Origin of the sequence: Helicobacter salomonis, from assembly GCF_017979425.1 — a bacterium.
In the GTDB taxonomy this organism is placed as follows: domain Bacteria; phylum Campylobacterota; class Campylobacteria; order Campylobacterales; family Helicobacteraceae; genus Helicobacter; species Helicobacter salomonis.
Genome location: NZ_JAERIS010000025.1, coordinates 1 through 20,153, shown reverse-complemented (window position 1 = coordinate 20,153; position 20,153 = coordinate 1). Strand labels below are relative to the sequence as shown.

At 46.2% G+C, this 20,153-nt stretch carries 24 protein-coding genes; 6 read left to right on the top strand and 18 right to left on the bottom strand.

The genetic code is table 11. The features are described 5' to 3' along the window. From KCO92_RS05810 to KCO92_RS05780, 7 genes are all read right to left on the bottom strand, one after another. Positions 1 to 1,729, bottom strand: a 1,729-nt coding sequence (locus KCO92_RS05810; protein ID WP_210647466.1) for a valine--tRNA ligase, incomplete at its 3' end; no start/stop codon positions are given. Further along, positions 1,729 to 2,448: a TerB family tellurite resistance protein gene (locus KCO92_RS05805; RefSeq protein ID WP_104695307.1), complete on the bottom strand. Its 720-nt coding sequence runs from the start codon at positions 2,446 to 2,448 to the stop codon at positions 1,729 to 1,731. The genes KCO92_RS05805 and KCO92_RS05810, both read right to left, overlap by 1 nt. A gap of 9 nt (positions 2,449 to 2,457) precedes the next feature. Beyond that, complete coding sequence (locus KCO92_RS05800; RefSeq protein ID WP_104695308.1) at positions 2,458 to 2,775, bottom strand: hypothetical protein; 318 nt, start codon at positions 2,773 to 2,775, stop codon at positions 2,458 to 2,460. 9 nt (positions 2,776 to 2,784) lie between these two features. After that, positions 2,785 to 4,284: a DUF5644 domain-containing protein gene (locus KCO92_RS05795; protein WP_104695309.1), complete on the bottom strand. Its 1,500-nt coding sequence runs from the start codon at positions 4,282 to 4,284 to the stop codon at positions 2,785 to 2,787. After that, positions 4,281 to 4,751: a hypothetical protein gene (locus KCO92_RS05790; RefSeq protein ID WP_233709674.1), complete on the bottom strand. Its 471-nt coding sequence runs from the start codon at positions 4,749 to 4,751 to the stop codon at positions 4,281 to 4,283. The genes KCO92_RS05795 and KCO92_RS05790 overlap by 4 nt, the downstream gene beginning before the upstream one ends. Next, positions 4,748 to 6,541, bottom strand: coding sequence for a M3 family oligoendopeptidase (locus KCO92_RS05785; RefSeq protein WP_104695310.1), 1,794 nt, complete (start codon positions 6,539 to 6,541; stop codon positions 4,748 to 4,750). The genes KCO92_RS05790 and KCO92_RS05785 overlap by 4 nt, the downstream gene beginning before the upstream one ends. Before the next feature lie 57 nt (positions 6,542 to 6,598). After that, positions 6,599 to 7,834, bottom strand: a complete 1,236-nt coding sequence (locus KCO92_RS05780) for a cation:proton antiporter domain-containing protein (protein ID WP_104695311.1) — start codon at positions 7,832 to 7,834, stop codon at positions 6,599 to 6,601. Between the two features lie 68 nt (positions 7,835 to 7,902). On the opposite strand from KCO92_RS05780, the gene KCO92_RS05775 reads away from it, so the two are divergent. Both KCO92_RS05775 and KCO92_RS05770 read left to right on the top strand, forming a co-directional pair. Next, on the top strand, positions 7,903 to 8,199 hold the full coding sequence (locus KCO92_RS05775) for a tetratricopeptide repeat protein (protein ID WP_104695376.1): 297 nt from the start codon (positions 7,903 to 7,905) through the stop codon (positions 8,197 to 8,199). After that, positions 8,190 to 8,474 (top strand): CiaD-like domain-containing protein, encoded by a 285-nt coding sequence (locus KCO92_RS05770; RefSeq protein WP_104695312.1) that lies wholly within the window; start codon positions 8,190 to 8,192, stop codon positions 8,472 to 8,474. Before KCO92_RS05775 ends, KCO92_RS05770 begins: the two co-directional genes overlap by 10 nt. 80 nt (positions 8,475 to 8,554) lie before the next feature. Here KCO92_RS05770 and rplS read toward each other — a convergent pair whose 3' ends face one another. Genes rplS through ndk form a run of 10 tightly spaced genes read right to left on the bottom strand, consistent with a single transcriptional unit; the run spans position 8,555 to position 13,752 of the window. Beyond that, positions 8,555 to 8,920 (bottom strand): 50S ribosomal protein L19, encoded by a 366-nt coding sequence (gene rplS, locus KCO92_RS05765; protein ID WP_104695313.1) that lies wholly within the window; start codon positions 8,918 to 8,920, stop codon positions 8,555 to 8,557. Continuing rightward, positions 8,892 to 9,653: a tRNA (guanosine(37)-N1)-methyltransferase TrmD gene (gene trmD, locus KCO92_RS05760; RefSeq protein WP_104695314.1), complete on the bottom strand. Its 762-nt coding sequence runs from the start codon at positions 9,651 to 9,653 to the stop codon at positions 8,892 to 8,894. The genes rplS and trmD overlap by 29 nt, the downstream gene beginning before the upstream one ends. A 2-nt stretch (positions 9,654 to 9,655) precedes the next feature. Further along, positions 9,656 to 10,192 (bottom strand): ribosome maturation factor RimM, encoded by a 537-nt coding sequence (rimM, locus tag KCO92_RS05755; RefSeq protein WP_104695315.1) that lies wholly within the window; start codon positions 10,190 to 10,192, stop codon positions 9,656 to 9,658. After that, entirely contained in the window at positions 10,182 to 10,454 is a 273-nt protein-coding gene (locus KCO92_RS05750) for a KH domain-containing protein (protein ID WP_104695316.1), read from the bottom strand. Before KCO92_RS05750 ends, rimM begins: the two co-directional genes overlap by 11 nt. 1 nt (position 10,455) lies before the next feature. After that, positions 10,456 to 10,692, bottom strand: a complete 237-nt coding sequence (rpsP, locus tag KCO92_RS05745; RefSeq protein WP_104695317.1) for a 30S ribosomal protein S16 — start codon at positions 10,690 to 10,692, stop codon at positions 10,456 to 10,458. Between the two features lie 49 nt (positions 10,693 to 10,741). Then, positions 10,742 to 11,737: a beta-ketoacyl-ACP synthase III gene (locus KCO92_RS05740; RefSeq protein ID WP_104695318.1), complete on the bottom strand. Its 996-nt coding sequence runs from the start codon at positions 11,735 to 11,737 to the stop codon at positions 10,742 to 10,744. 15 nt (positions 11,738 to 11,752) lie between these two features. Next, positions 11,753 to 12,784, bottom strand: a complete 1,032-nt coding sequence (gene plsX, locus KCO92_RS05735) for a phosphate acyltransferase PlsX (protein ID WP_104695319.1) — start codon at positions 12,782 to 12,784, stop codon at positions 11,753 to 11,755. A gap of 20 nt (positions 12,785 to 12,804) precedes the next feature. After that, positions 12,805 to 12,951 carry a 50S ribosomal protein L32 gene (gene rpmF, locus KCO92_RS05730; protein WP_104695320.1) on the bottom strand — a complete coding sequence of 49 codons (147 nt, stop codon included), beginning with the start codon at positions 12,949 to 12,951 and terminating at the stop codon, positions 12,805 to 12,807. A 27-nt stretch (positions 12,952 to 12,978) separates the two neighbouring features. Then, positions 12,979 to 13,335: a hypothetical protein gene (locus tag KCO92_RS05725; protein ID WP_233710441.1), complete on the bottom strand. Its 357-nt coding sequence runs from the start codon at positions 13,333 to 13,335 to the stop codon at positions 12,979 to 12,981. An 18-nt stretch (positions 13,336 to 13,353) separates the two neighbouring features. Further along, a complete protein-coding gene (gene ndk, locus KCO92_RS05720; protein ID WP_104695322.1) occupies positions 13,354 to 13,752 on the bottom strand; it encodes a nucleoside-diphosphate kinase in 399 nt (132 codons plus the stop codon). A gap of 248 nt (positions 13,753 to 14,000) precedes the next feature. Here ndk and KCO92_RS05715 point away from each other — a divergent pair, with 248 nt between their 5' ends. Further along, entirely contained in the window at positions 14,001 to 14,264 is a 264-nt protein-coding gene (locus tag KCO92_RS05715; RefSeq protein WP_233710442.1) for a GTPase, read from the top strand. Between the two features lie 106 nt (positions 14,265 to 14,370). Here the strand turns inward: KCO92_RS05715 and KCO92_RS05710 are convergent, their stop codons facing one another. Beyond that, positions 14,371 to 17,235 carry an FAD-binding and (Fe-S)-binding domain-containing protein gene (locus tag KCO92_RS05710; protein ID WP_104695377.1) on the bottom strand — a complete coding sequence of 955 codons (2,865 nt, stop codon included), beginning with the start codon at positions 17,233 to 17,235 and terminating at the stop codon, positions 14,371 to 14,373. A gap of 444 nt (positions 17,236 to 17,679) precedes the next feature. Here KCO92_RS05710 and KCO92_RS05705 point away from each other — a divergent pair, with 444 nt between their 5' ends. The 3 genes from KCO92_RS05705 to lpxE all read left to right on the top strand — a co-directional run bounded on the left by KCO92_RS05705 (position 17,680) and on the right by lpxE (position 20,082). After that, entirely contained in the window at positions 17,680 to 18,039 is a 360-nt protein-coding gene (locus tag KCO92_RS05705; protein ID WP_104695323.1) for a YcjF family protein, read from the top strand. Between the two features lie 67 nt (positions 18,040 to 18,106). Then, positions 18,107 to 19,387 carry a citrate synthase gene (locus tag KCO92_RS05700; protein ID WP_104695324.1) on the top strand — a complete coding sequence of 427 codons (1,281 nt, stop codon included), beginning with the start codon at positions 18,107 to 18,109 and terminating at the stop codon, positions 19,385 to 19,387. 104 nt (positions 19,388 to 19,491) lie between these two features. After that, positions 19,492 to 20,082 (top strand): lipid A 1-phosphatase LpxE, encoded by a 591-nt coding sequence (gene lpxE / locus KCO92_RS05695; RefSeq protein WP_199766033.1) that lies wholly within the window; start codon positions 19,492 to 19,494, stop codon positions 20,080 to 20,082. Positions 20,083 to 20,153: the final 71 nt, after the last annotated feature.

The window sequence follows — 20,153 nt, the reverse complement described above, 5'->3', positions numbered from 1 at the left end:
TGTAGAGTTTATGGGTGAAGTGGCGCGCTTGCTCAATGCTCTCTTTTGAGAGAAGCAGATCACGCCCCTGCACGCTCAACATCGCTAGAGCAAAGCGCAGACTATCCACCCCCTCCGTGGCGATGATCTCCAGGGGGTCAAGCACATTCCCCTTAGATTTGCTCATCTTTTCGCCCTTTTCATCGCGCACTAGAGCGTGCAGATAGATGTCCTTAAAGGGTAATTGGCCTAGCAAACTCTCTCCCGCTAAGAGCATGCGCGCCACCCAAAAAAACAAAATGTCAAACCCGGTAACCAGCACGCTATTAGGGTAAAAATCCTCTAAATCATGGGCGCTAAATTCTGGCGCATTTTCTTGCCCCCAACCTAGAGTGCTAAAGGGCCATAAGGCCGAGCTAAACCAAGTGTCTAGCACATCGGGGTCTTGGATTAAGTGCAAATCGCCGCATTTAGGGCAACAAGTAGGATCGTCGATGCTGACAAATTGGTGGTTATTGGCGCAAGTAAAGACAGGGATGCGATGCCCCCACCAGAGTTGGCGGCTAATGCACCAGTCGCGCAAGTTTTCCATCCACGCATTGTAATTATTGCGCCAAGTAGAAGGGAAAAACTGCGCCAAGCCCTCCCTGACTTTGGCAATCGCGCCCTGAGCAACCTCTTTTTTTACAAACCATTGTTTGGAGATATAGGGCTCGATGGTGTTATTACAGCGGTAACACTTGCCCACCTGATGGGTGTGGGGCTCGATCTTTTCTATAAAGCCTTGCTCTTGCAGAGTCTGCACAATGCGTGGGCGCGCCTCTAGGCGCTCTTGCCCAGCAAATTCTAGCGCATGGACGTTCAAAATGCCCTGCGTATCAAAGATCACTAAAGGCTCTAAATGGTGGCGTTTACCCACTTCATAGTCATTGGGATCGTGCGCGGGGGTAACCTTGACACAACCGCTTCCAAAATTGGGATCAACATATTCATCGGCGATAATAGGAATCGCACGCCCACTTAAAGGTAGGATCGCCTTTTGCCCGATGAGGTGTTGGTAGCGCGAATCTTGCGGGTGCACCATCAAAGCGACATCTCCAAAAAAGGTCTCTGGGCGCGTGGTGGCCACCACCACCGCTCCACCCTGTTCTAGGGGATAGCGCAAATGGTAGAGCTTGCCATCCTCTTGGGCGTATTCCACCTCAATATCAGCTAGCGCACCATCTTTAGTGCACCAGTTGACCATGTAAAAATCCTGCACAATCAGATCGCGCTCATACCATTCTTTAAATGCCGCACGCACGGCCCTTTGCAAGCCTGCATCCATCGTAAAGCGTAATCTACTCCATGCGCAGCTCAACCCCAGCTCTTGCATTTGCTCTACAATTTGGTGCATGCAGGTTTGTTTCCACTCCCAAACTTTTTGCACAAACGCTTCGCGTCCAATTTGTTCTTTGCGCACACCTTGAGCTAAAAGCTCTCTTTCTACGACATTTTGGGTCGCGATCCCAGCGTGATCGAGACCGGGTTGGTAAAGCACGCGATACCCGTCCATGCGCTTGTAACGGGCTAAAATATCCTGCAAACTCAAGGTTAAAGCGTGTCCGATATGCAAACGTCCCGTGATATTGGGCGGGGGCATCATGAGTGCAAAAGGCCGCCCTTGCGCGCCCACTTCAAAATAACCCCGCTCCTTGCAAATTTGGTAATAACGCTTTTCTAAACTCAGATCAAAGGGGGGGAAATCCATTAGCGTCCTTGTTGGTAAATCTCTTGGAGTTGCCACAGCACGCTTAAGCGATCGGGCAGATAACTTTTATGCCAGCTTTTAGCATCCATGAAATTGAGATAGTGCAATGCCACTTGTGCTTCAAAGGCGCAAAAGTCTGGCATTTTGGCTAAGACCACCTTGTAAGGCTTGTTGTGCGCTAAAGATTCAAAATCCTCATAGAGTGCATTAAAATCGCTATTTTCTAGGCGCAAAAACGCCCCCACATCGAGCAAAACTTCTTTACTCTGTTCTTGCAAAGAGCCTTGCGCGTAGGCGAGCACAAAGAGAAATTCGACGAGTTTGAGGCGCTTTTTATATTCTCCATGCGCGACTTCTAAGAATTGCGTGCATAACTCCTCTAAATCAGGCTTGTCTGTGGTCTTGTAAAGCTCTTGCAATTGTTCCAAAGCAACCCCACTATTTTGGCTTAAATCGGTTAAAAATAAAGTGATTAAGGCTTGCTTGAGGAGACTATCAGGCATAGAATCCAAGGCACGCCCTAATAAGAGCGCGACCACTCCAAGCTCGCTCTCTCTTAAACTCTGTTCGGGGCTAGGAAGAGGATAGACATCTAAGGTTTCTACAGGTTCAGAATTGGGCGTGGGCGCGTGCAAGGGGTTTTTGAGATATTCTTGCAAGGTGTAGTATAAATAAAGTAAAACTACGGCCACTGCCACTACTAAAATCACTTCTATCATCGTTTCACTTTAAAAGAATTTATTGTTGGGTTGTTGGTGTTTTTCGCGTTGTTCTTTATAGTCCCGTTCGGTTGCAGCTTGAGAAATACGCTTTTTCTCGGCACGCTGTTTGTTCTTGAGTTCACGCTTACGCTCATAATTGCGTTGCAATTGCTGGATATAATCCTCGCGTTTCTCTGGGGATTGGAAAGTGATGGGTTTGAGCAATAATAACACGAGCACAAAAACAAAAATGAGCAAGGAGAACTCTCCGGATTCTTCCCCATTAATGCCATACCAACCCATGCCGAGTGCCATGGCAAAGAGAATCTTGAGTCCTAATTGCAACGCGCCTCCTTACAAGAAATTAAAGGGCTGCTGATGTGCATGTAATCCTAAAACCTGTGCGTCTGTTTCGCCCATCCCCAATAAAACTAACTGAGATAGGTAGAGCGTGCTTGTTCTGTCATGATCGCGACCATAGGCATTCGAGGCTTTTTTAGCTAAAGTGTCCAGCATGTGGAATTGACTTAATGAGGTGGTGAGTAAAAAATCCGCGCCTAGATCGATGGCTTCATAACGCAATGCCCCAAAACGCTCTAAGGCTAGGGACATATTGGTATCTAAGAGGTGGGTAAGGCTTTGTTTAGCAAAGAGAGGGGTATGACAAGCGAGGCTAAGAGGCTGAAAAAGTCTGTAATAATCACTATCTTCAGGGGCGAAGAGTACACTGGAAAAACCAGTGAAGACACTCTGAAGTGGTGGAACATTTTCCAACAAGTAGGCGTTCAAATATACCAAAGGAGCTTCTTTATATTCCAAACCATAGAGGGCTAGATTTTGATTGACTTTCTCTTTGAGTGCCTCATCTTGCAAGAGTTCTTGTGCGTAAAGCGCGTTAGCATAGGCATCGTGATCGGCCAAGAGGAGAGATACGCCCATTTTCTGTGCTAAAGCCATATTATAGGCATTCGCGCTCACAAATTTTTCTAAATCACCCAAACGCCCCCAATATCCCCCGTCAAAACAACACTCTGCCTCTACTACGCGTAAATTCAAACGCGTTAACAAAGCCTTCACGCTTTGCAACAAGGGTGTGCTGTTATGGGTTTTATCGTAGGCATTAAAGAGTAAAAAATCCCCCTGGGCTTGAGGAGTAGCTGGGGTTTTAAACTGGTATTTAGCCTCCAAATTTTTGCCAATATATGCCCACACATTGTTCGCAATGGGGCAATTAGAGGCTTGGACAAGCCATTTCTGTAAGTCGTAAATTTCTTGCTCAATACGATCGCTGGGGGGATAGAGGTAGGGCTTAGGGCTGACAAAACTCATCACACCATACTTGACATCGGCGATGCTCTGTAAGAGTTCTTTAGAGCGGTGTGGGTAACGCCCCATGAGCCACTTGATATACAAGAAAAATCCATCGCCATAATAGCCATCGGGATAGTGGGGCTGGATAAAGTTAATGTTAGTGTATCTAGCTAGCTCATTGCGTTCTTCTTGAGTGAGGAAAGGGGCACTGTGCAAGAAACGTTGGTAATCTCTTAAAATCGCCTCTTCATCCATGAGTAAATCGTGGAGGGCGTATTTGATACTCAAAGGTTCAAGTACCCACTCCTTAGAAAACCGTGCGATCAAGTCTAGTACAGGGGTGTCTTCAAAGACTGCTACCTGGTTAAGGCGCACACCTAAATGCGCGCGATCGTAGTTAAAATCTTGTAAAGGGATATGCGCCAGCACATCACTTAAGCGCCAATCTGGGGTGTATTCCACTTGGGCAAGCTGGTAAGCGGGATTGTAATCCTTGCGCGCATCGAACCGAAAAACCTTGATCTGTAATTTTAAAACGCTCATTCTTTACCTTGAAGGGTGCGTAAAGCTTGTTGATTTCTCGGATCGGCTAGAAACGCTTCTTTGGAATCTTGAATCTGCGTTTCACCATTATCGCCAAAAATACTCGTAGCATCCGAGCGGTTAAAAAGCACCACATTGGAGTCATTTCTATCCTTGACGATGATCTGCACAATCCCCTCTAGGGCAATGCTCACCGTAGTTTCAATATTGTCGCCTAAACCCGCTTCGAAGCTAATTTCTTGGCTCAAGCGATGGATTTTTAAGCTCTCAAAGGTGTAGCCCGCTAACACAAACAGCACAAAATTTCCAAAGCTCTCAAACAGGTCCCTAGGCAAGAGAGGCTCAAAGCGCACCTTGGAGAGATCGCAAAACACGCTAAAATTCACACGATGGCTGTGCAAAAAATAGAGGTGCTCCAGGCAATGCTGGTTAGCCATGGCGTTGTAGCGCGCACTCAAATCTCTCAAAGCAAGGCCTCAAATTCACTAAGCATTTTCTCCACCTCGCCCATGCCAATTTTCCAAAACTCCTTATCCTGAATATCCAGTCCGAACATGCCCACCAGCTCTTCAGGGCTTTGACTCCCTCCCTTGCTCAAAAAGTCAGTGTAAGTCTCGATAAATGCCTTGCGCTCATCAGAGGTTTTTTGTTGACGATACAACCCAAAGAGAGCGAGCACGAGCAATTGCCCGTAACTATAGGCATAGCAATAGAAAGGAGTGTGGATAAAATGGGGAATATAACTCCACCAGCGCGCATAATTCTTGGTGAGTTTCACGCTCTTGCCAAACATCTTGGCGTTTTCCTCCTGCCAAATGGTGTCAAAATCTTGGGCCTTGAGCTCCTCCTGCGTGGCGTGGATACGGCGTTCAAAATTCGTCATGACCACCTGCCTGAACATGGTGGAAAACATGTCTTCCAACTTGCCCGCATAAATACCCCTGAGTTCTCTCTTATCTAGGTCCTGTTTCAAACTCTCAAACAGAAGCATTTCTCCAAAGACAGAGGCGGTTTCTGCAGTGGTCAAAGGGGTGTTGGCGTTGAAATAGCCCACATTCTTGCCACTGAGTTCCTGGTGAATCATATGTCCAAACTCATGCGCAATCGTGAAGACAGAACGGCGGTTGTTCGTGAAATTAAGCAAGACAAAGGGATGCGCGCTGGGCACAGTGCCCGCACTAAAAGCCCCACCTTGTTTGCCACTTCTAGGGTGGGAATCCACCCATCCGTGCGCAATTGCATGCTCGACAATTTGGGCAAACTTAGGGGAAAAATCGCGATAGGCTTTTAAAACTAAATCTAGCGCTTCCTGGTAGCTCACAGGACTTTCTTTGGTTTCTAAGGGTGCGTAGCGATCGTAATCCTTGAGTTTATAGCCTAGCAGTTTGGATTTGATCCTATAGTAGCGCTGTACTAAGGCATAATTGTCATTGACGATCTCCAACATGCTATCCACGCTCACCTGAGAAATTTGGTTGGAGAGGTGGCGGAAACTCTCTGGAGTTTCATAGTGGCGTAATTTGTTACCAATGTGCAGGTCTTTGCGTACCATGTTGAGCACATAGGTGAGCACCAACTCATTCCTTTTGAGAGCTTTTGTCAGAGCTTTTTGGGCTTTTTTACGCAACTTGCGATCGGGATTGTGCAATTCCGAGAGGATTTCTTCTTCGCTGATGAGTTTGTCTTGGAAGGGGATTTTGAGCGCGGTGAGGGTTTTGTCAAAGAGAGTGGAAAACGCGTCTACGCCCACACTAGAAGTGGCGAGCAAAATCTTTTCTTCGGACAAGCTCAAGATATGGGCTTTTTGTTTCAAGAGTAAGCGCAAATTATAGGCGTATTTAGGCACAGCTTGGATCAACTCCTCTTGTTTGGTGCTGTCCAAGGCACAAAACTCATTGTCCACAAACAAGAGATGTTGCGCTATATCATTACACAGCAGTTCGTATTTGGAATACAGATCACTCTTGTCCGTGTCGGTGGCAACGATCAAGGATACATAGGCCATGGCTCTTGAAATACCCTCACTCAATTCTTCATAGTCTTCCATAGCCTTTTTAAAGTCACCTACTTCAAGCTGGCCAAAGGTGTTGGCATATCTTTCCTCAAAGTCTTTAACTTTCTTATCCAAGACACTAATGTGCGTATCTAATGTTTCTAAATCTTTAAACAGCGCGCTCAAATCCCAGCGATGTTCTAAGGTTTCCTGATCTTTGCAGGTTCGTTTCGCAGCCTTTTTTTCAACTTTTGTCAATTCCATGTTCACTCCTTACTGGATAGTTTGGGGCGTATTCTAGCATGATTTGCCCCTCTTAGACTAATTTTTGGAGGCTTCTTGATGAAAAATAAAATTTGCCAAAGAGTCCAGATATTTGAGAATAAAGGGCGTGGCGAGCATGGAAAAGATGATCATGAGCACTAAGAATTGCTGGATGTCTTGTGGCACCACATGAATAATTCCTTTTTCATTTAAAAAAGCTAGCAAACCCTGGTGCTTTTTGAGATTCAACACATGCTGTTTACTAGCTGTTAAAAAGACAACAAGGGCGAATTCTCCAATCTGGGCTAAAGAGAGCGCAACCCTAATCGAACTCTTAGCGTCCCTAAAGAATCGCAGTAGAAAATACAAGATCGCCACTTTCAACGCCATTGCCATGCTGAGTAAGAGCACAACGGCAAAAAAATTAGCAAATAAGAATTTCAAATTGATCTGCATGCCCACAGTGACAAAGAATAGACCCAGAAAAATATTTTTTAAAGGGGCAAATTCGTCCTGTACTTTGATACGGTAACGCGATTTAGAGATCGCCATACCCGCTACGAAGGCCCCCAGCGACATGGAAAAGCCAAAGAAATGACTCAAGCTCGCTGCCCCAAAGACAATGAGTAGGATCGTCGCCATAAAGAGTTCAGGCAAGCGACTTTCTGCAGCTAAGTTCAACACCTTAGTGGCAACTTGCTTGCCCGGTAAGAGTAAGATGGCCAAGATAATACTTGCAGAAATCGCAGTCTTGACCAAGAGCTTGACAAAGTCTGCGTTCGCATCGCCCATGAGCATCAGAATTAAGAGCATGGGGATAGCAGCAATGTCTTGGAAGATCAAAATCCCCACCACAATCTTACCTACGGGTGTGTTGAGCTGCTTACCCTCTTCGAAGAATTTGAGTACAATAGCCGTAGAGGAAAGGGCAAAGCCCATGCTCACGACCAATGAAAACTCCCACGAAGACCCCATCACATAGTAGCCAAAGACCATGAATAGCAGAGAAGTTACCACAACTTGTAGCCCACCAAAGACGAGCACTTCCTGCTTCATGGTCTTGAGTTTGTCAAAATTGAATTCCAACCCAATCATGAACATCAAAAAAACGATGCCAAAGTCAGCAATTTCAGAGAGAGATTCAAAATCTTCGATGTGAAATAGCGCGACAATGACAAGCCCTGTAACGATGTAACCAATGATAATTGGCATATCGATACGCTTGAGCAAGAGGCCGCTCACCACACTTAAGCCTAGACCCGCAACAATCATATACAGCGCATGTATTTCCATAGTCATCCATTAAAGCAATGCTTAAAAGCTCACATTATATAATAAGCTGACAAACAGGGAGCGTGTGTGTGGAAAAAACCATTGCTTTGGGTAGCATCTACGAGTTACAAGGTCTTAAACCCGAGGCTTTAGAAATTTATAAGAGCGTGCTGGAAAAAGACCCTAATAATCAGGAGGCCTTGCTAGGCTACAGACGCTTGAGCGGTCTTTCTGCCTCCAGTCATCCCTCCACTCCCCCCGCACAACTCCAGCAATACGCGCCTCTACAGCGTTTTGAAATGCAAAAGATGCAAAAATTGTTTATTCAGGCGGACAAGCCTGCGGAGTTGAGAACAATTGAAAAGTGGCTGATGCAATGGAACTAAAAAATATTATCTCTCAAACTTTGGACGAAATTGGACAAAAGGACTCGCAGTCTCAGGCAGCGCATAGCTCCAACGGGTCTAAAAACTCCCCGAGCATATCTCAGGAGGAGCAGGCATTCTTGAGGGACTTGGAGCAAAAAACCTTGCTCCTCTTCGAAGGACTGAGGGCGCACCAAATTAAAGACCTACCTACGAAGCTGGATTTGGTGCTCAATTATCTCCAGTACCAGCTCTATGTTGTCCAAGAGCGGCTCAAGACCTATCAGCAGGATTAGCCACGCGGATTAGAAGCTGTAGGTTTGCAGAAGACCTCGAAGTTCTGCAGCTTCACAGCGAGGGATACCTCAGAGTCGATTTAAGCGAGCTCTTTCTTGCGCACTTCTTTAATTCTGGCAGCCTTGCCTCTGCGCTGGCGCAGGTAATAGAGTTTAGCACGGCGCACGCGCCCCACGCGTAGCACATCAATGCTTACTAAACTCTCTGAATAAAGGGGGAAAATCCTCTCCACACCAATCCCATTTGCGCCAATTTTGCGCACACAGAAAGTTTTGTCTACACCAGCTCCACGCAAACTGATGCAGACACCTTCAAAATACTGGGTTCGCACCTTATCACCTTCTTGAATACGAATCCCTAGCTTGATAGTATCGCCTGCTTTAAATACAGGGGGCTGGCTTTTAATCTGAATGTCTTCAAAATGTTGGATATAGCGGTTTTTCATCATCGCCCTTTCTTGTGTTTAATGGATTAAAAGCGTGTCGTGAACGATTCAGCACATAGAAATTAGGGGCGTGAAACTGCGTCCTATCCATGGATAAATCGCGCATAAGAGTCCTAATTCTGCCATGATTTCCCTTTGAATACTCTGAAGTTACAGGGATATGTGCACAGCCAGGGACATTCAGCAAGGGAGTTCTAGCAAAGTTAGGAGCTTCTAACAAGTCATCTTCAAAACTTTCCTGTTCTAAAGAATGCGCATTCCCCAGCGTGCCTTCCAACTGGCGCACTACACTATCACATAGGCATAAACTGGCCAATTCACCCCCCGTAAGCACGAAATCTCCAATGCTCAAAACTTCGTCCGCATAGGTTTCTATCAGACGCTCATCAAAACCATCATAACGCCCGCAAACCAAGACGAGATGTTTATAAGTCGCTAGGCGTCTGGCATCTCGCTGGCAAAAGCGCTTTCCACTGGGGGTTAAGAAAATCACATGCGTGTTGTGGTCGTGCACACTTTTGAGCGCATTTTCGACCATGTAAGGGTCTAAAATTTGTCCTGCTCCTCCGCCTACCAGTGCAAAATCTGCCCGCTGGAATTTGTGGGGTGAAAAAGGACGCATATCGGTGATCTGTAGGGTAAACACGCCCTTATCCAAAGCGCGTTTGAGAATAGAGTCCTCAAAATAAAAGGCAATGAGTTTGGGGAAGAGAGTTAAAAAGCTAAAGTGCAATCTTAACTCGCTTCTAAAAGCCCTTTGGCGTTGCGCGTGTAGATGTGTTGGCAAGTTAAGTCCACATGGAGGATATAGACATCAATATAGGGGATAAGAAAGAGCTTCTGTGCGTTTTGCACAAAGAGATAGTCTGTATTGGCGAGTCGTTCAATACGCGTTACCACACCCAACACCTCTTCTTCTTCTACAATCTGTAAGCCCAGCAGTTGGAAGTATAAAAACTCTCCCTCTTGCAAGGGACAACGCGCCAGGCTATCCTCCTGACTCATGCCAAGTGTCCAACATGTTAGAGCCTTGGCCTGCTCCAAACTCTGTATTTGTTCAAAAAAAATCAATTTCTTTTGGGATTCGAAGCGCGCGATATCTAAAGAGGTAAGCGAGGCTGATCCTAGAGTCTGGGTGTAAGCATAAGCGCGCACTCCAGGCTGCAAGCATGCTTCAAAATCACTCTCCAATGCCAATCTAAGCCCTCCTCTCAGGCCCACAGCTCGCCCCAAGTACCCCACCACCACTAAATCTTCTATCTTAAAGCACATAAGGGTTTTCTGTGGCAAGCACAACCAGCTTATAACTCAAACCATTTTTTGCTTTCATTCCCGAAATAAATGTTTTGAGTGCGCTGACGACCTTGCCCTCTTTGCCAATGATGCGTCCCATATCCATGGGATTAGCATAGATCGTAATTTCCTTAAGATGTTCTTCTAGGAGCGTAGAGCGCACCTCTACAACCTGCGGGTAGGTAACGATCTTCCTGCAATATTCCAAGATGAACGCCTCTACACACGCCCCTTCTTGCATACTAGGCTTGCGATCCCTTTGCCAATTTAGAAACCCGTTCACTCATTTTAGCCCCTACTCCCTTCCAATAATCCAAGCGAGCGTGGTCAATGTGCACCACCTTGGGGTTACTCAAGGGATTGTAATAGCCAATGGACTCAATCCAACCCCCATCACGCTTCTTCCTAGAATCCGTCACCACAACTCTGTAAAAAGGCTTTTTCTTGCGTCCTACGCGTGTAAGTCTGACAACTGTCATTGTAATCCTTTCTTATCAAAAATTGGAATTCTAACGCTTTTGTCTAAAATTAAGCTTGATCGCCCCCATAGTAGACTAAGGCCGAGCCCCATGTCAAACCCCCACCAAAGGCATCTAAAAGCATCAAATCGCCCTTTTTGAGTTTGCCTTGCTCATAAATGTCGCTCATTGCCATTGGAATACTGGCCGCAGAAGTATTACCATATTTTTGCACCGTGAGCACAACCTGCTCAGGGCTAAAAGACAACTGATTCTGCACTGCCTGAATGATGCGTAAGTTAGCCTGGTGCGGGATAAAATAAGCGATATCTTGAGGGGATAATGCGTTGCCCTGCAAAATTTCCTCTACATCTTTGAGCAAAGTTTTAATCGCAAGTTTAAAGACCTCATTGCCCTTCATCTGAAGGGCTTGTTTGGGAGATTCGCGCTCGCTGATGAAGGGACTGCTTTTGAGAACTCTGGGTGTATAGAGATAATCTGCATGCTGGCCATTAGAAGCAATTCTGACATCTAAAATGCTCTCATTTACATTCTCTGTGCGTCCAATTACGCATGCCCCTGCTCCATCACCAAACAGAACGCAGGTGCCACGATCTTCAAAATCCAGCACACTGCTACAACGCTCTGCTCCCACAATCAAAACATGCCTATACATTCCACTCTCTATAAAGGCTTTTGCACTAGCAAGCAGGTAAATAAATCCGCTACAAGCCGCCAAAATGTCCATGCTAGGTGTATTTTGTAAACCTAGCTTCGCGCTCAAAACGCAGGCTGTAGAGGGCATGCACATGTAGTCTGGACTCAAGGTGCCCACTAAAACTAAATCGATCTCCTCTTTAGTGATTCCCGCGCGCTCAATGGCAATCTGGGCTGCCCGAACTCCCAAATCGCTACTCTGCTCTTTGGTAGCAAAATAGCGCGTTTGGATTCCCGTACGCTTTTGTATCCATTCATCGCTTGTGTCCAAAAGCGGTTCGAATGCGTTGTTCTTGATGCAGGTTTCTGGCACATAAGACGCCACAGATTTTAACGCCGCATAAGGCATGTCTCTCCTTTCAAGCTAGCTGGATGCCTCTTTTGGAGGTTGTTTGTGTTCAAAGGCAAGTGCCATTTTCTCACACACCCCGCTCTCTTTAGCCTTGATGGCTTGATAGATGGCGCATTCCATCGCCCGTGCATTGCTCTTTCCATGACTGATGATGACAGCCTTATTGATCCCTAAGAGAGGTGCACCCCCATACTCTGCGTAATCTGTCTTACGCTTAAGAGTGCCAAACGCACCTTTGAGAAGCATCGCCCCCACCTTAGCCCCTAGGCTCTGCTTAATCTCACTTTTAAACACAGAACTGATCGCGCTGGCCGTGCCTTCTGTAGTCTTCAACACCACATTCCCCACAAATCCATCGCACACGACAACATCCACAACATTGTCAAAGATATCATTTCCCTCTACATTGCCCTTAAAAATGGGAGCATTTTCAGGATGATGACTGAATAAGGGGTATTGCTCAATAAGCTTAAAAGCCTCTTTGGTGATCAAATTCCCCTTGCTATCCTCCTCTCCATTGGAGAGAAGTCCCACCGTGGGGTTGTCATAGCCTAGGACATTTCTAGCATATTCATAGCCCATAATTGCAAAATCCAACAAGTACTCTGCCTTGCAATCCGTGTTAGCGCCCACATCTAAGCATAGGCTAGCACGATCTTTTATAGAGGGCATAAGAGTGCAGAGTGCGGGGCGACTCACCCCCTTAATGCGTCCAATCTTGAGTGTAGCCAAGCCCATAGTAGCTCCACTGTGTCCCGCTGACACTAGCGCATCTGCTCCGTTCTTTAAAATGTCCATTGCCACAAAAATCGAAGACTCCTTGCGTTTGAGAGCATCTGTGGCGTGTTCTTCCATACGGATGTAATCTGGGCAATGGATGAGCTCCACCTTGGAAGCCAAGTCCTTCGAAATGAATGCCTTAGCCTTACTCTCATCCCCCACTAAGACGGGTTTGAATGATACAGAACTAAGCGCCTTCGAAACCCCTTCAATGACGGGGAGAACCCCCAGGTCAGCCCCCATCATATCGATCACAATTCTCATGGCCCTAATCCGGTGTCACTTTAATAAGCACCCGTAAATTTATTGGTAAAATGGGGCAACTTCCAACTACCATCTTTGTTTTTAACAGGCATCGCTAACTTCACACGGTAATGTGTGCGCCTCTTTTTGCCTCGAGTTTTGCTCACGCGTCTATCAGGAACGGCCATAACTATCCTTTATTGAATTTGATTAACTTAATTTGCATAGTGATAGTCTTGCTGAATGGATTGAATTTCTGCGTGCAACAATGCACTCAGATCAACACATCCTTCAAAACTTTCTACGACATCTATGCTATCTATAACCCTCTCACCAATGCACTGCCTCCTGTGTGCACTCTCATAGAGCCCATCACAGACACACAGAACCATCTCCTGAGAGATGGGTTTTTCAAACATTACCCCGCTCGAGGCACACTGCACTTCCAAAAACCCGTGCAATCTTCCCTCCACTAGGTAGAGCTTAGTTTGCACACGGCGCACCCCTCCTTCCCAACACAACCCCTTCTCTTTGACGCAAAAAGGCTTGGGAACCGCCCCGATTTTACGCATCTCTAACTTCACGGTTAATCAAGCAAAGAAAAACGCAATTTCTCTCTGAGCATTCTGCTCGGTATCGCTTCCATGCACCACATTTGCATCAATATTGTCTGCAAAATCCGCCCTAATTGTGCCCGGTTTAGCTTGCTTGGGATCGGTTGCGCCCATCAACTCGCGATTCTTCTCCACAGCATTCTCGCCCTCCAAAACCATCACCACCACAGGGCCGCTGGTCATGAAATCCATCAAATCCTTAAAAAAAGGACGCTCCCTGTGTACCGCATAGAAATCCTGCGCCTGAGCTAGACTCAGATGCAGTCGCCTGATCTTGACAACCTCCAAGCCCGCTTCTTCAAAGCGCGTGATGATCTTGCCAATAATGCGCTTCTTAACGCCATCGGGTTTAATAATGGAGAGGGTCTGCGCCATTGTTATCCTTAAAAATCGATCTTTTAAACTAGCGATTATAACAATAACTGCAAATTTCTAGCTTAAATGACCAGTGGAGTTGCCAAGGCATTGACGCGGATTTTCGATCTCTAAAGACGCAATTTCACACACTCTACAGCTCTGATATAATTGTGTCTTGTATACTACGCGGAGCTTGGACAGTGTATCTCAAATGCCGCAAAACATTTGGGATTCTTGTTAAGGCTACTAAAGGCAAGGAGTAGATGATGGCTGATAAAGAAGAGGTTAACAAAGAGGGTCTTGCTAGTTTGAATATGGCAGATTTGTTCTTTAAGGCTTTAAATCAAGTGGGAGAAAACATGGATAAAGACCCTGATTCCAATCTCAATGTTTTAGTAGCTGGGGGAACCGGTGTGGGTAAGAGCACACTGATTAATGTCGTCTTTGGGGAAGAGATGGCACGCACAGGTCAAGGTGAGCCCGTTACCACTCGCGCCGTAAAGCCCCTAGCTTTAGCTATGGGGATATAAGGCTTCTTTTGTGCTATAATGTCCTTCATAGAGTTGGGGCATCGACTCTTGGAGTAGAGGCTGTAAGACCCGCCTAGCGGGCAAGCCTTGATGATACCAGAATCCCCTAGCTTTTAGCTATGTGGAGTATGCCAGTAGGTTGTGTTAAGTCACCCTGCGCGCATGTATCTACCAAATAAGCGATGTGTTGCCAGCTCATAGAAGTCGCCCCGCTCAAACCGATTTCACAGGTGCTTGAGCTAGCAAACCCTCTTTGTAATCCCTTGCTTTGGTAAAATTTGGCAAAGTCTATTAAGGCATAAGCATTGAGTTCAGGAGTTAAAAAGCCCTTGTCCCCAGCAAAACCACAACACCCAGTAGGAGCATGCACCACCACTTCTCCGCGCACACAAGCGCGTGCCAAATCTAACATCTGGGTTTCATAACCCGCCCTCTTGGCTGCGCACATTGTATAAAGTCCAATACTTTCATCTAGTGGAGTTAAGTGTAAATGTGGGCGTAAGTGTTGCACAATAAAAATAGGCAGATCGTAGATGGGTAAATCCAAAGAAGCGCATTCTTGGATTAAATGTGTGCTACACGCGCTATGATCGAGCACAATGGGGATTTTTCCATTACCAGATAATTCTTGAAGCAAGCGGACGTTTTTAGTGCGGTTGGACGCGCTCAAATCTATATAGTTGATAAAAGCCTTACCACAGCAGAGTTTAGGCAGTGTAGGAGGGTAAATCACACTATAGCCCGCTTTAGCACAAAGAGACTCAAAAACCTCTTGCAGAGGACGTTTGTCTTTCAAATATTTAGAGGGCGCAAAGGCACGGTTAATGCATGTAGAAAAATAAATCACACTTTTATCACCCTGTGCATGTTTGTTGGCAAAAACATGTGTATTTTTGCTAGGCAGATACTTGGGCAGAGCAGGCGTGGCTACCTTAAAATGCGCCTTCTTTGCTAAGACCTGCATTCTCTCTGCCCCTAAAGTTACCTGTCCAGCGCGCGCAAGTCCCAATCCCATCTTAACCATGCTAATGCTCTTATCCATGTGTTTTAAGACCTGGTGCGCGATAGCATGTCCCTTATGCTGTTTTTGGCGGCGTTGCAAAGCGATGCTACCCGTATCGATCTCTAAGGGGCAGAGCGTGGCGCACATATGGCACACGGCGCAAGTTTCCTCACTTAAAAACGCCGATTCTGTTAAGAGCTCTTCTAATAAATCTCGATCGGGGTATCCTTCTTCTACGCGCTCTGTTAAATAGGCGATCTCTTTATGGAGAACAATACGCTGTCTTGGGGTTAGAGAGAGATAACGACTAGGACAAATGCGTTCGCAAAATCCGCATTCCATACATGCCTCAAGCTCGGGTTCAACAGATGCGCTAGATTTCAAATTTTTAGTATGGATGTGCGGATCGTCTGAGAGGATCACATCGGGATTTAAAATTCCTTGAGGGTCTAAGAGGGCTTTGATCTGCTTGTGTATTGCATAGGCTTTAGCTCCCCATTCTAGTTCTACAAAGGGAGCAACCATGCGCCCTGTGCCATGTTCGGCTTTAATAGAGCCCTGCAAATCAGCGACCATGTGCGCCATGTCTGTAACAAGATTGGCAAAATTGGCGCGCTCCTGTGGCACATCTAACAAAGGTGTGATGAGAAAATGCAAATTCCCGCTCAAAGCGTGCCCAAAAATCACACTATGATCTTTAAAACCATGTTTTTCTAAGAGGATTTCTAATTGTGTAATCCCTTCAGAGAGCTTATCCATCTCAAAACAAATATCTTCTGTGATGACACTCGCTTTATAACGCCGCTTGCCTGCTACAATGGGGAAAATACCTTTACGGATTTTCCACCATGCGTTATATTCTTGTGAATCGCTACTTTGTTGGAGGGGTAAAATCGTAGGAATCGCCTCTAAGGCTTTCAGCACGCCTTGGGTGTTATCCTCTAAGATGTGCAAATCGCTATGTTCTAATTGCGCCAAAATACACCCATTCCCGGTTTGAATCTCTTGCAAGATGGCAGGCATGCCCTCTAAACCTTGCACGCTCTTTAAACACGCATAATCCATCACCTCTGCTGCGCTAATCTTATCGGCGTGCTGGGCTAAAATGCGGACTGCTTGGATTGTGGTGCGCAAATCTTGATAAAAGAGCAAGAGGCATGTTTTAAAGGGCGCATCTTCTACGCATTCTAATTCGCATGCGGAGATAAACCCCAAAGTCCCCTCCGAACCAACGAAGAGATGGCTTAAAATGTCTATGGGATCGCTAAAATCTAAAAGAGCGTTTAAACTGTAACCGGTCGTGTTTTTGATCTGGTATTTTTTTGCAATGAGCGCGCTAAGTTCTGAGTCTGCGAGCACTTGTGCGCGCAGGTCTAACAATCCCTCTAAGAGTTTGGCATGGCTCTTTTTAAAGCGCGCTATACTCTCTAAATTAGAAGTATCTAAAATTGTCCCATCTACCAAGATAAGGCGCAAGGATTTTAGGGTTTGGTAACTATTTTGTTTGACTCCACAGCACATGCCACTGGCATTATTGGCTAAAATCCCTCCCATCATCGCGGTCGCGATCGTAGCCGGATCGGGACCGATTTTTTTATGGTAGCTTTTAAGGGCGTCATTAGCATGTGCGCCAATCACCCCGCACCCTAAGCTAATACTTGCTCCTCCCTCTTTGACCTCAATTTCTTGCCAGCCAAAACTAGCCATTACCAAAACCCCTTTGGCACAAGCCTGCCCAGAAAGAGAGCTCCCCGCAGCCCTGAAAGTCAAAGGAATTTGATAGCGCCGCGCCAGGGTATAAATCTTGATAATCTCCTCTTCGTTAATGGCTTTGATCACTAATTGCGGGATGTAGCGATAACAAGATGCGTCCGTTCCATAGACTAGACGGCGCAAATAGTCCTTGTAAATGCGGTCTTTTAAAAAAACTTGTGCCTCTGTATAAAAAATATCATAGGGAAAATGCAAATCCAAGTTCTTCCTTTTGAGATGAGACACCAATATTTTTAGGTTTTAATGTCCCATTACGCGTGTATTATAGTTAGTAAATCTAAATCAAAGCGTGTCATGAGAGCAATACTAAGCCTTTTTGCGATTCTTTTGCTGTAAAATGCGATGGATAATAGGAGAGCGGTATGAATGTGCATGCACGGCGTTGGCGGGCGTTTAGGGCAAATAGTAGGGCGTTTTACCACTCGCGCCGTAAAGCCCCTAGCTTTAGCTATGGGGATATAAGGCTTCTTTTGTGCTATAATGTCCTTCATAGAGTTGGGGCATCGACTCTTGGAGTAGAGGCTGTAAGACCCGCCTAGCGGGCAAGCCTTGATGATACCAGAATCCCCTAGCTTTTAGCTATAGGGAGTATGTCAAAGGCTACACCACAGCGGCTACAGGCATTGGGGCTACCCCCCCATTCCTTTCTCTGATTTTGCCCTGCTAGCCCCCACACAGCTTGCCATGATTCTCCACATTAGCAAGATTTACGGGCTCACAGTTACCAAAGAAGGCGCACAAACCATCCTAACAGCCTCTCTGGGGGCATTGGGTGTGGGGCTTGCCGTGCGCGCTGCAGTAGGAGGGATCTTAAAATTTATCCCTGGAGTGGGAAGTGTTGTGGGAGGGACCATCAATGCCACTGTGGCTGGAGGTACAACTAATCTAATGGGTAAGGCTTATGTAGCGTATTTAGACGACAATATAGACAATTTAGAAGGTGCGATACGGGTATTTAATGCCGATGTGTTTCGAAAATACCTAGATGGGTGCAAATGAGTTTCAGAGGAAACTTTGCTTTAACCTTTGGGCGTGTATAATTGGACTAAAGTCTAAAAGGAGCTTCATGTCTATCACCCTTATCGACAACACCACTCAACAACATTATGAGTTTGAAACCGTTGATGCCACGCGCGGAGCCAAGGGCATCGATTTTTCTAAGTTATATGAGCGCACGGGACTGCTCTCCTATGATGTGGGCTATGCCTCTACCGCTGGTTGCAAGTCTACAATTAGTTACATTGATGGTCAGAAAGGCGAGCTTTACTACAAAGGCTATCCTGTAGAGGAGCTTGTGGAAAAATACCAGTACAGCGACATTTGTAGACTCTTGTTGACGGACGAGTTACCCAAAAATGCCACAGAATCTTTGGAGTTTGAGTTGGAATTACGCCACCGAAGTTTCATTCATGAGACTTTACATAACATGTTTTTGGCTTTCCCTACCCATGCGCACCCTATGGCAAAACTCAGTAGTGGCGTTTCCATTCTCTCTACACTCTATTCCGACCATGAAAAGATGGAGAATGAAGAAGATTACCAAACCATGGCCAGGCGTATTATCGCCAAAATGCCAACCTTAGCGGCTATCTGTTATCGTAATGAGACGGGCGCGCCCGTGATTCACCCAGATGTTGCGAGGGGCTATGTTGAAAATATCCTATTTATGTTGCGCGCTTATCCCCATGGAAGACTCAAGCATGGGCTACATGGCGAGGTTGAGATCAATCCCTTAGAGATAGAAGCCTTTGATAAGATTTTGACCCTGCATGCTGATCATGGTCAAAATGCCTCTTCTACAACGGTTAGAAATGTCGCCTCTACGGGTGTGCACCCTTATGCAGCCATTAGCGCGGGTATTTCGACCTTGTGGGGACATTTGCATGGCGGAGCAAATGAAAAGGTCTTGTTGCAATTAGAGGAAATCGGGGATGTGAAGCATGTGGACAAATACATTGCTCGCGTTAAAGACAAAAACGATCCATTCAAATTGATGGGCTTTGGGCATCGAGTGTATAAGAGTTACGATCCGCGTGCACGGATTTTGAAGAAACTTAAGGACGATTTACAAGCCCGAGGGATCAAGATGAACCCCAGACTCGATGAAATTGCCGCTAAGGTTGAAGAGGTTGCTTTGCAGGATGAGTATTTTGTTGCGCGCAATCTCTACCCCAATGTCGATTTTTATTCGGGCACTATCCTCACCGCTCTTAAAATCCCCACTCGCTTTTTTACCCCTGTTTTTGTTATCGGACGCACGGTAGGTTGGTGCGCACAACTCCTAGAGCATGTTAAAAACACCCAAGCGCGTATCACGCGTCCCCGTCAAATTTATGTGGGCAAGTGAAGTGAGCGTGCTTACAAAGTCTCGTCCTTTGGATTTTAAATTTTGGGGTTTGCGCGCAGTTTTGAATTGCGCATCATAGACTTCAGTGCTCTTGGGTGTTGTGTGTGGAAAAGTTTAAAGGTCTTTACTCCCAGAGTCTTCCGCGGGGTCTGCCCACTAAGAGCATTCTCTTATTTTTCCTCCTCTTCCTCTCAGGAGTTCTCATCCCCTTTCCTAAGATTGCCAAACAATCTCAAGTCCCTTTAGCGTTTGATCTCACTGAACACTACGTCCGCTTTGTACCCACCATCGTTTCCTTTACCCTGCCCCTTCTTAAACGCGATCCCATCGGTTTGATCCAAATCTTGCATGTGAGCATTGCCACCACCATTGCCACACACTCCCTCAAGTGGACTCTAAATGGAGTGGTACTCTTTGATCGCCGTTTAGGGGAAAGGCCCAATGGAAGCAATAAAAACATGCCCAGCGGACACTCTTCAATGATTGCCTGCGCTCTGGGTTTCTTGGTGCGTCGCTATGGCTGGGTGTGGTTGTGGTTTTTGCCCTTGGCTTTTCTCACGATGGGAGCACGCATTTATTACAACGCACACACAATCGGGGCACTCATCGCAGGGTTGAGTGTGGGAGTGCTCTGTGCTCTGTTTTTGACCAGCCGCATTGCCCACTCGCAAATCGCTCCCGCAGATAAGCTTTGACATACTCTCCCATAACTAAAGTTAGGGGATTCTAACTTTAGTGGAGATCGCGGCTTCAAGCAGGACAGCTC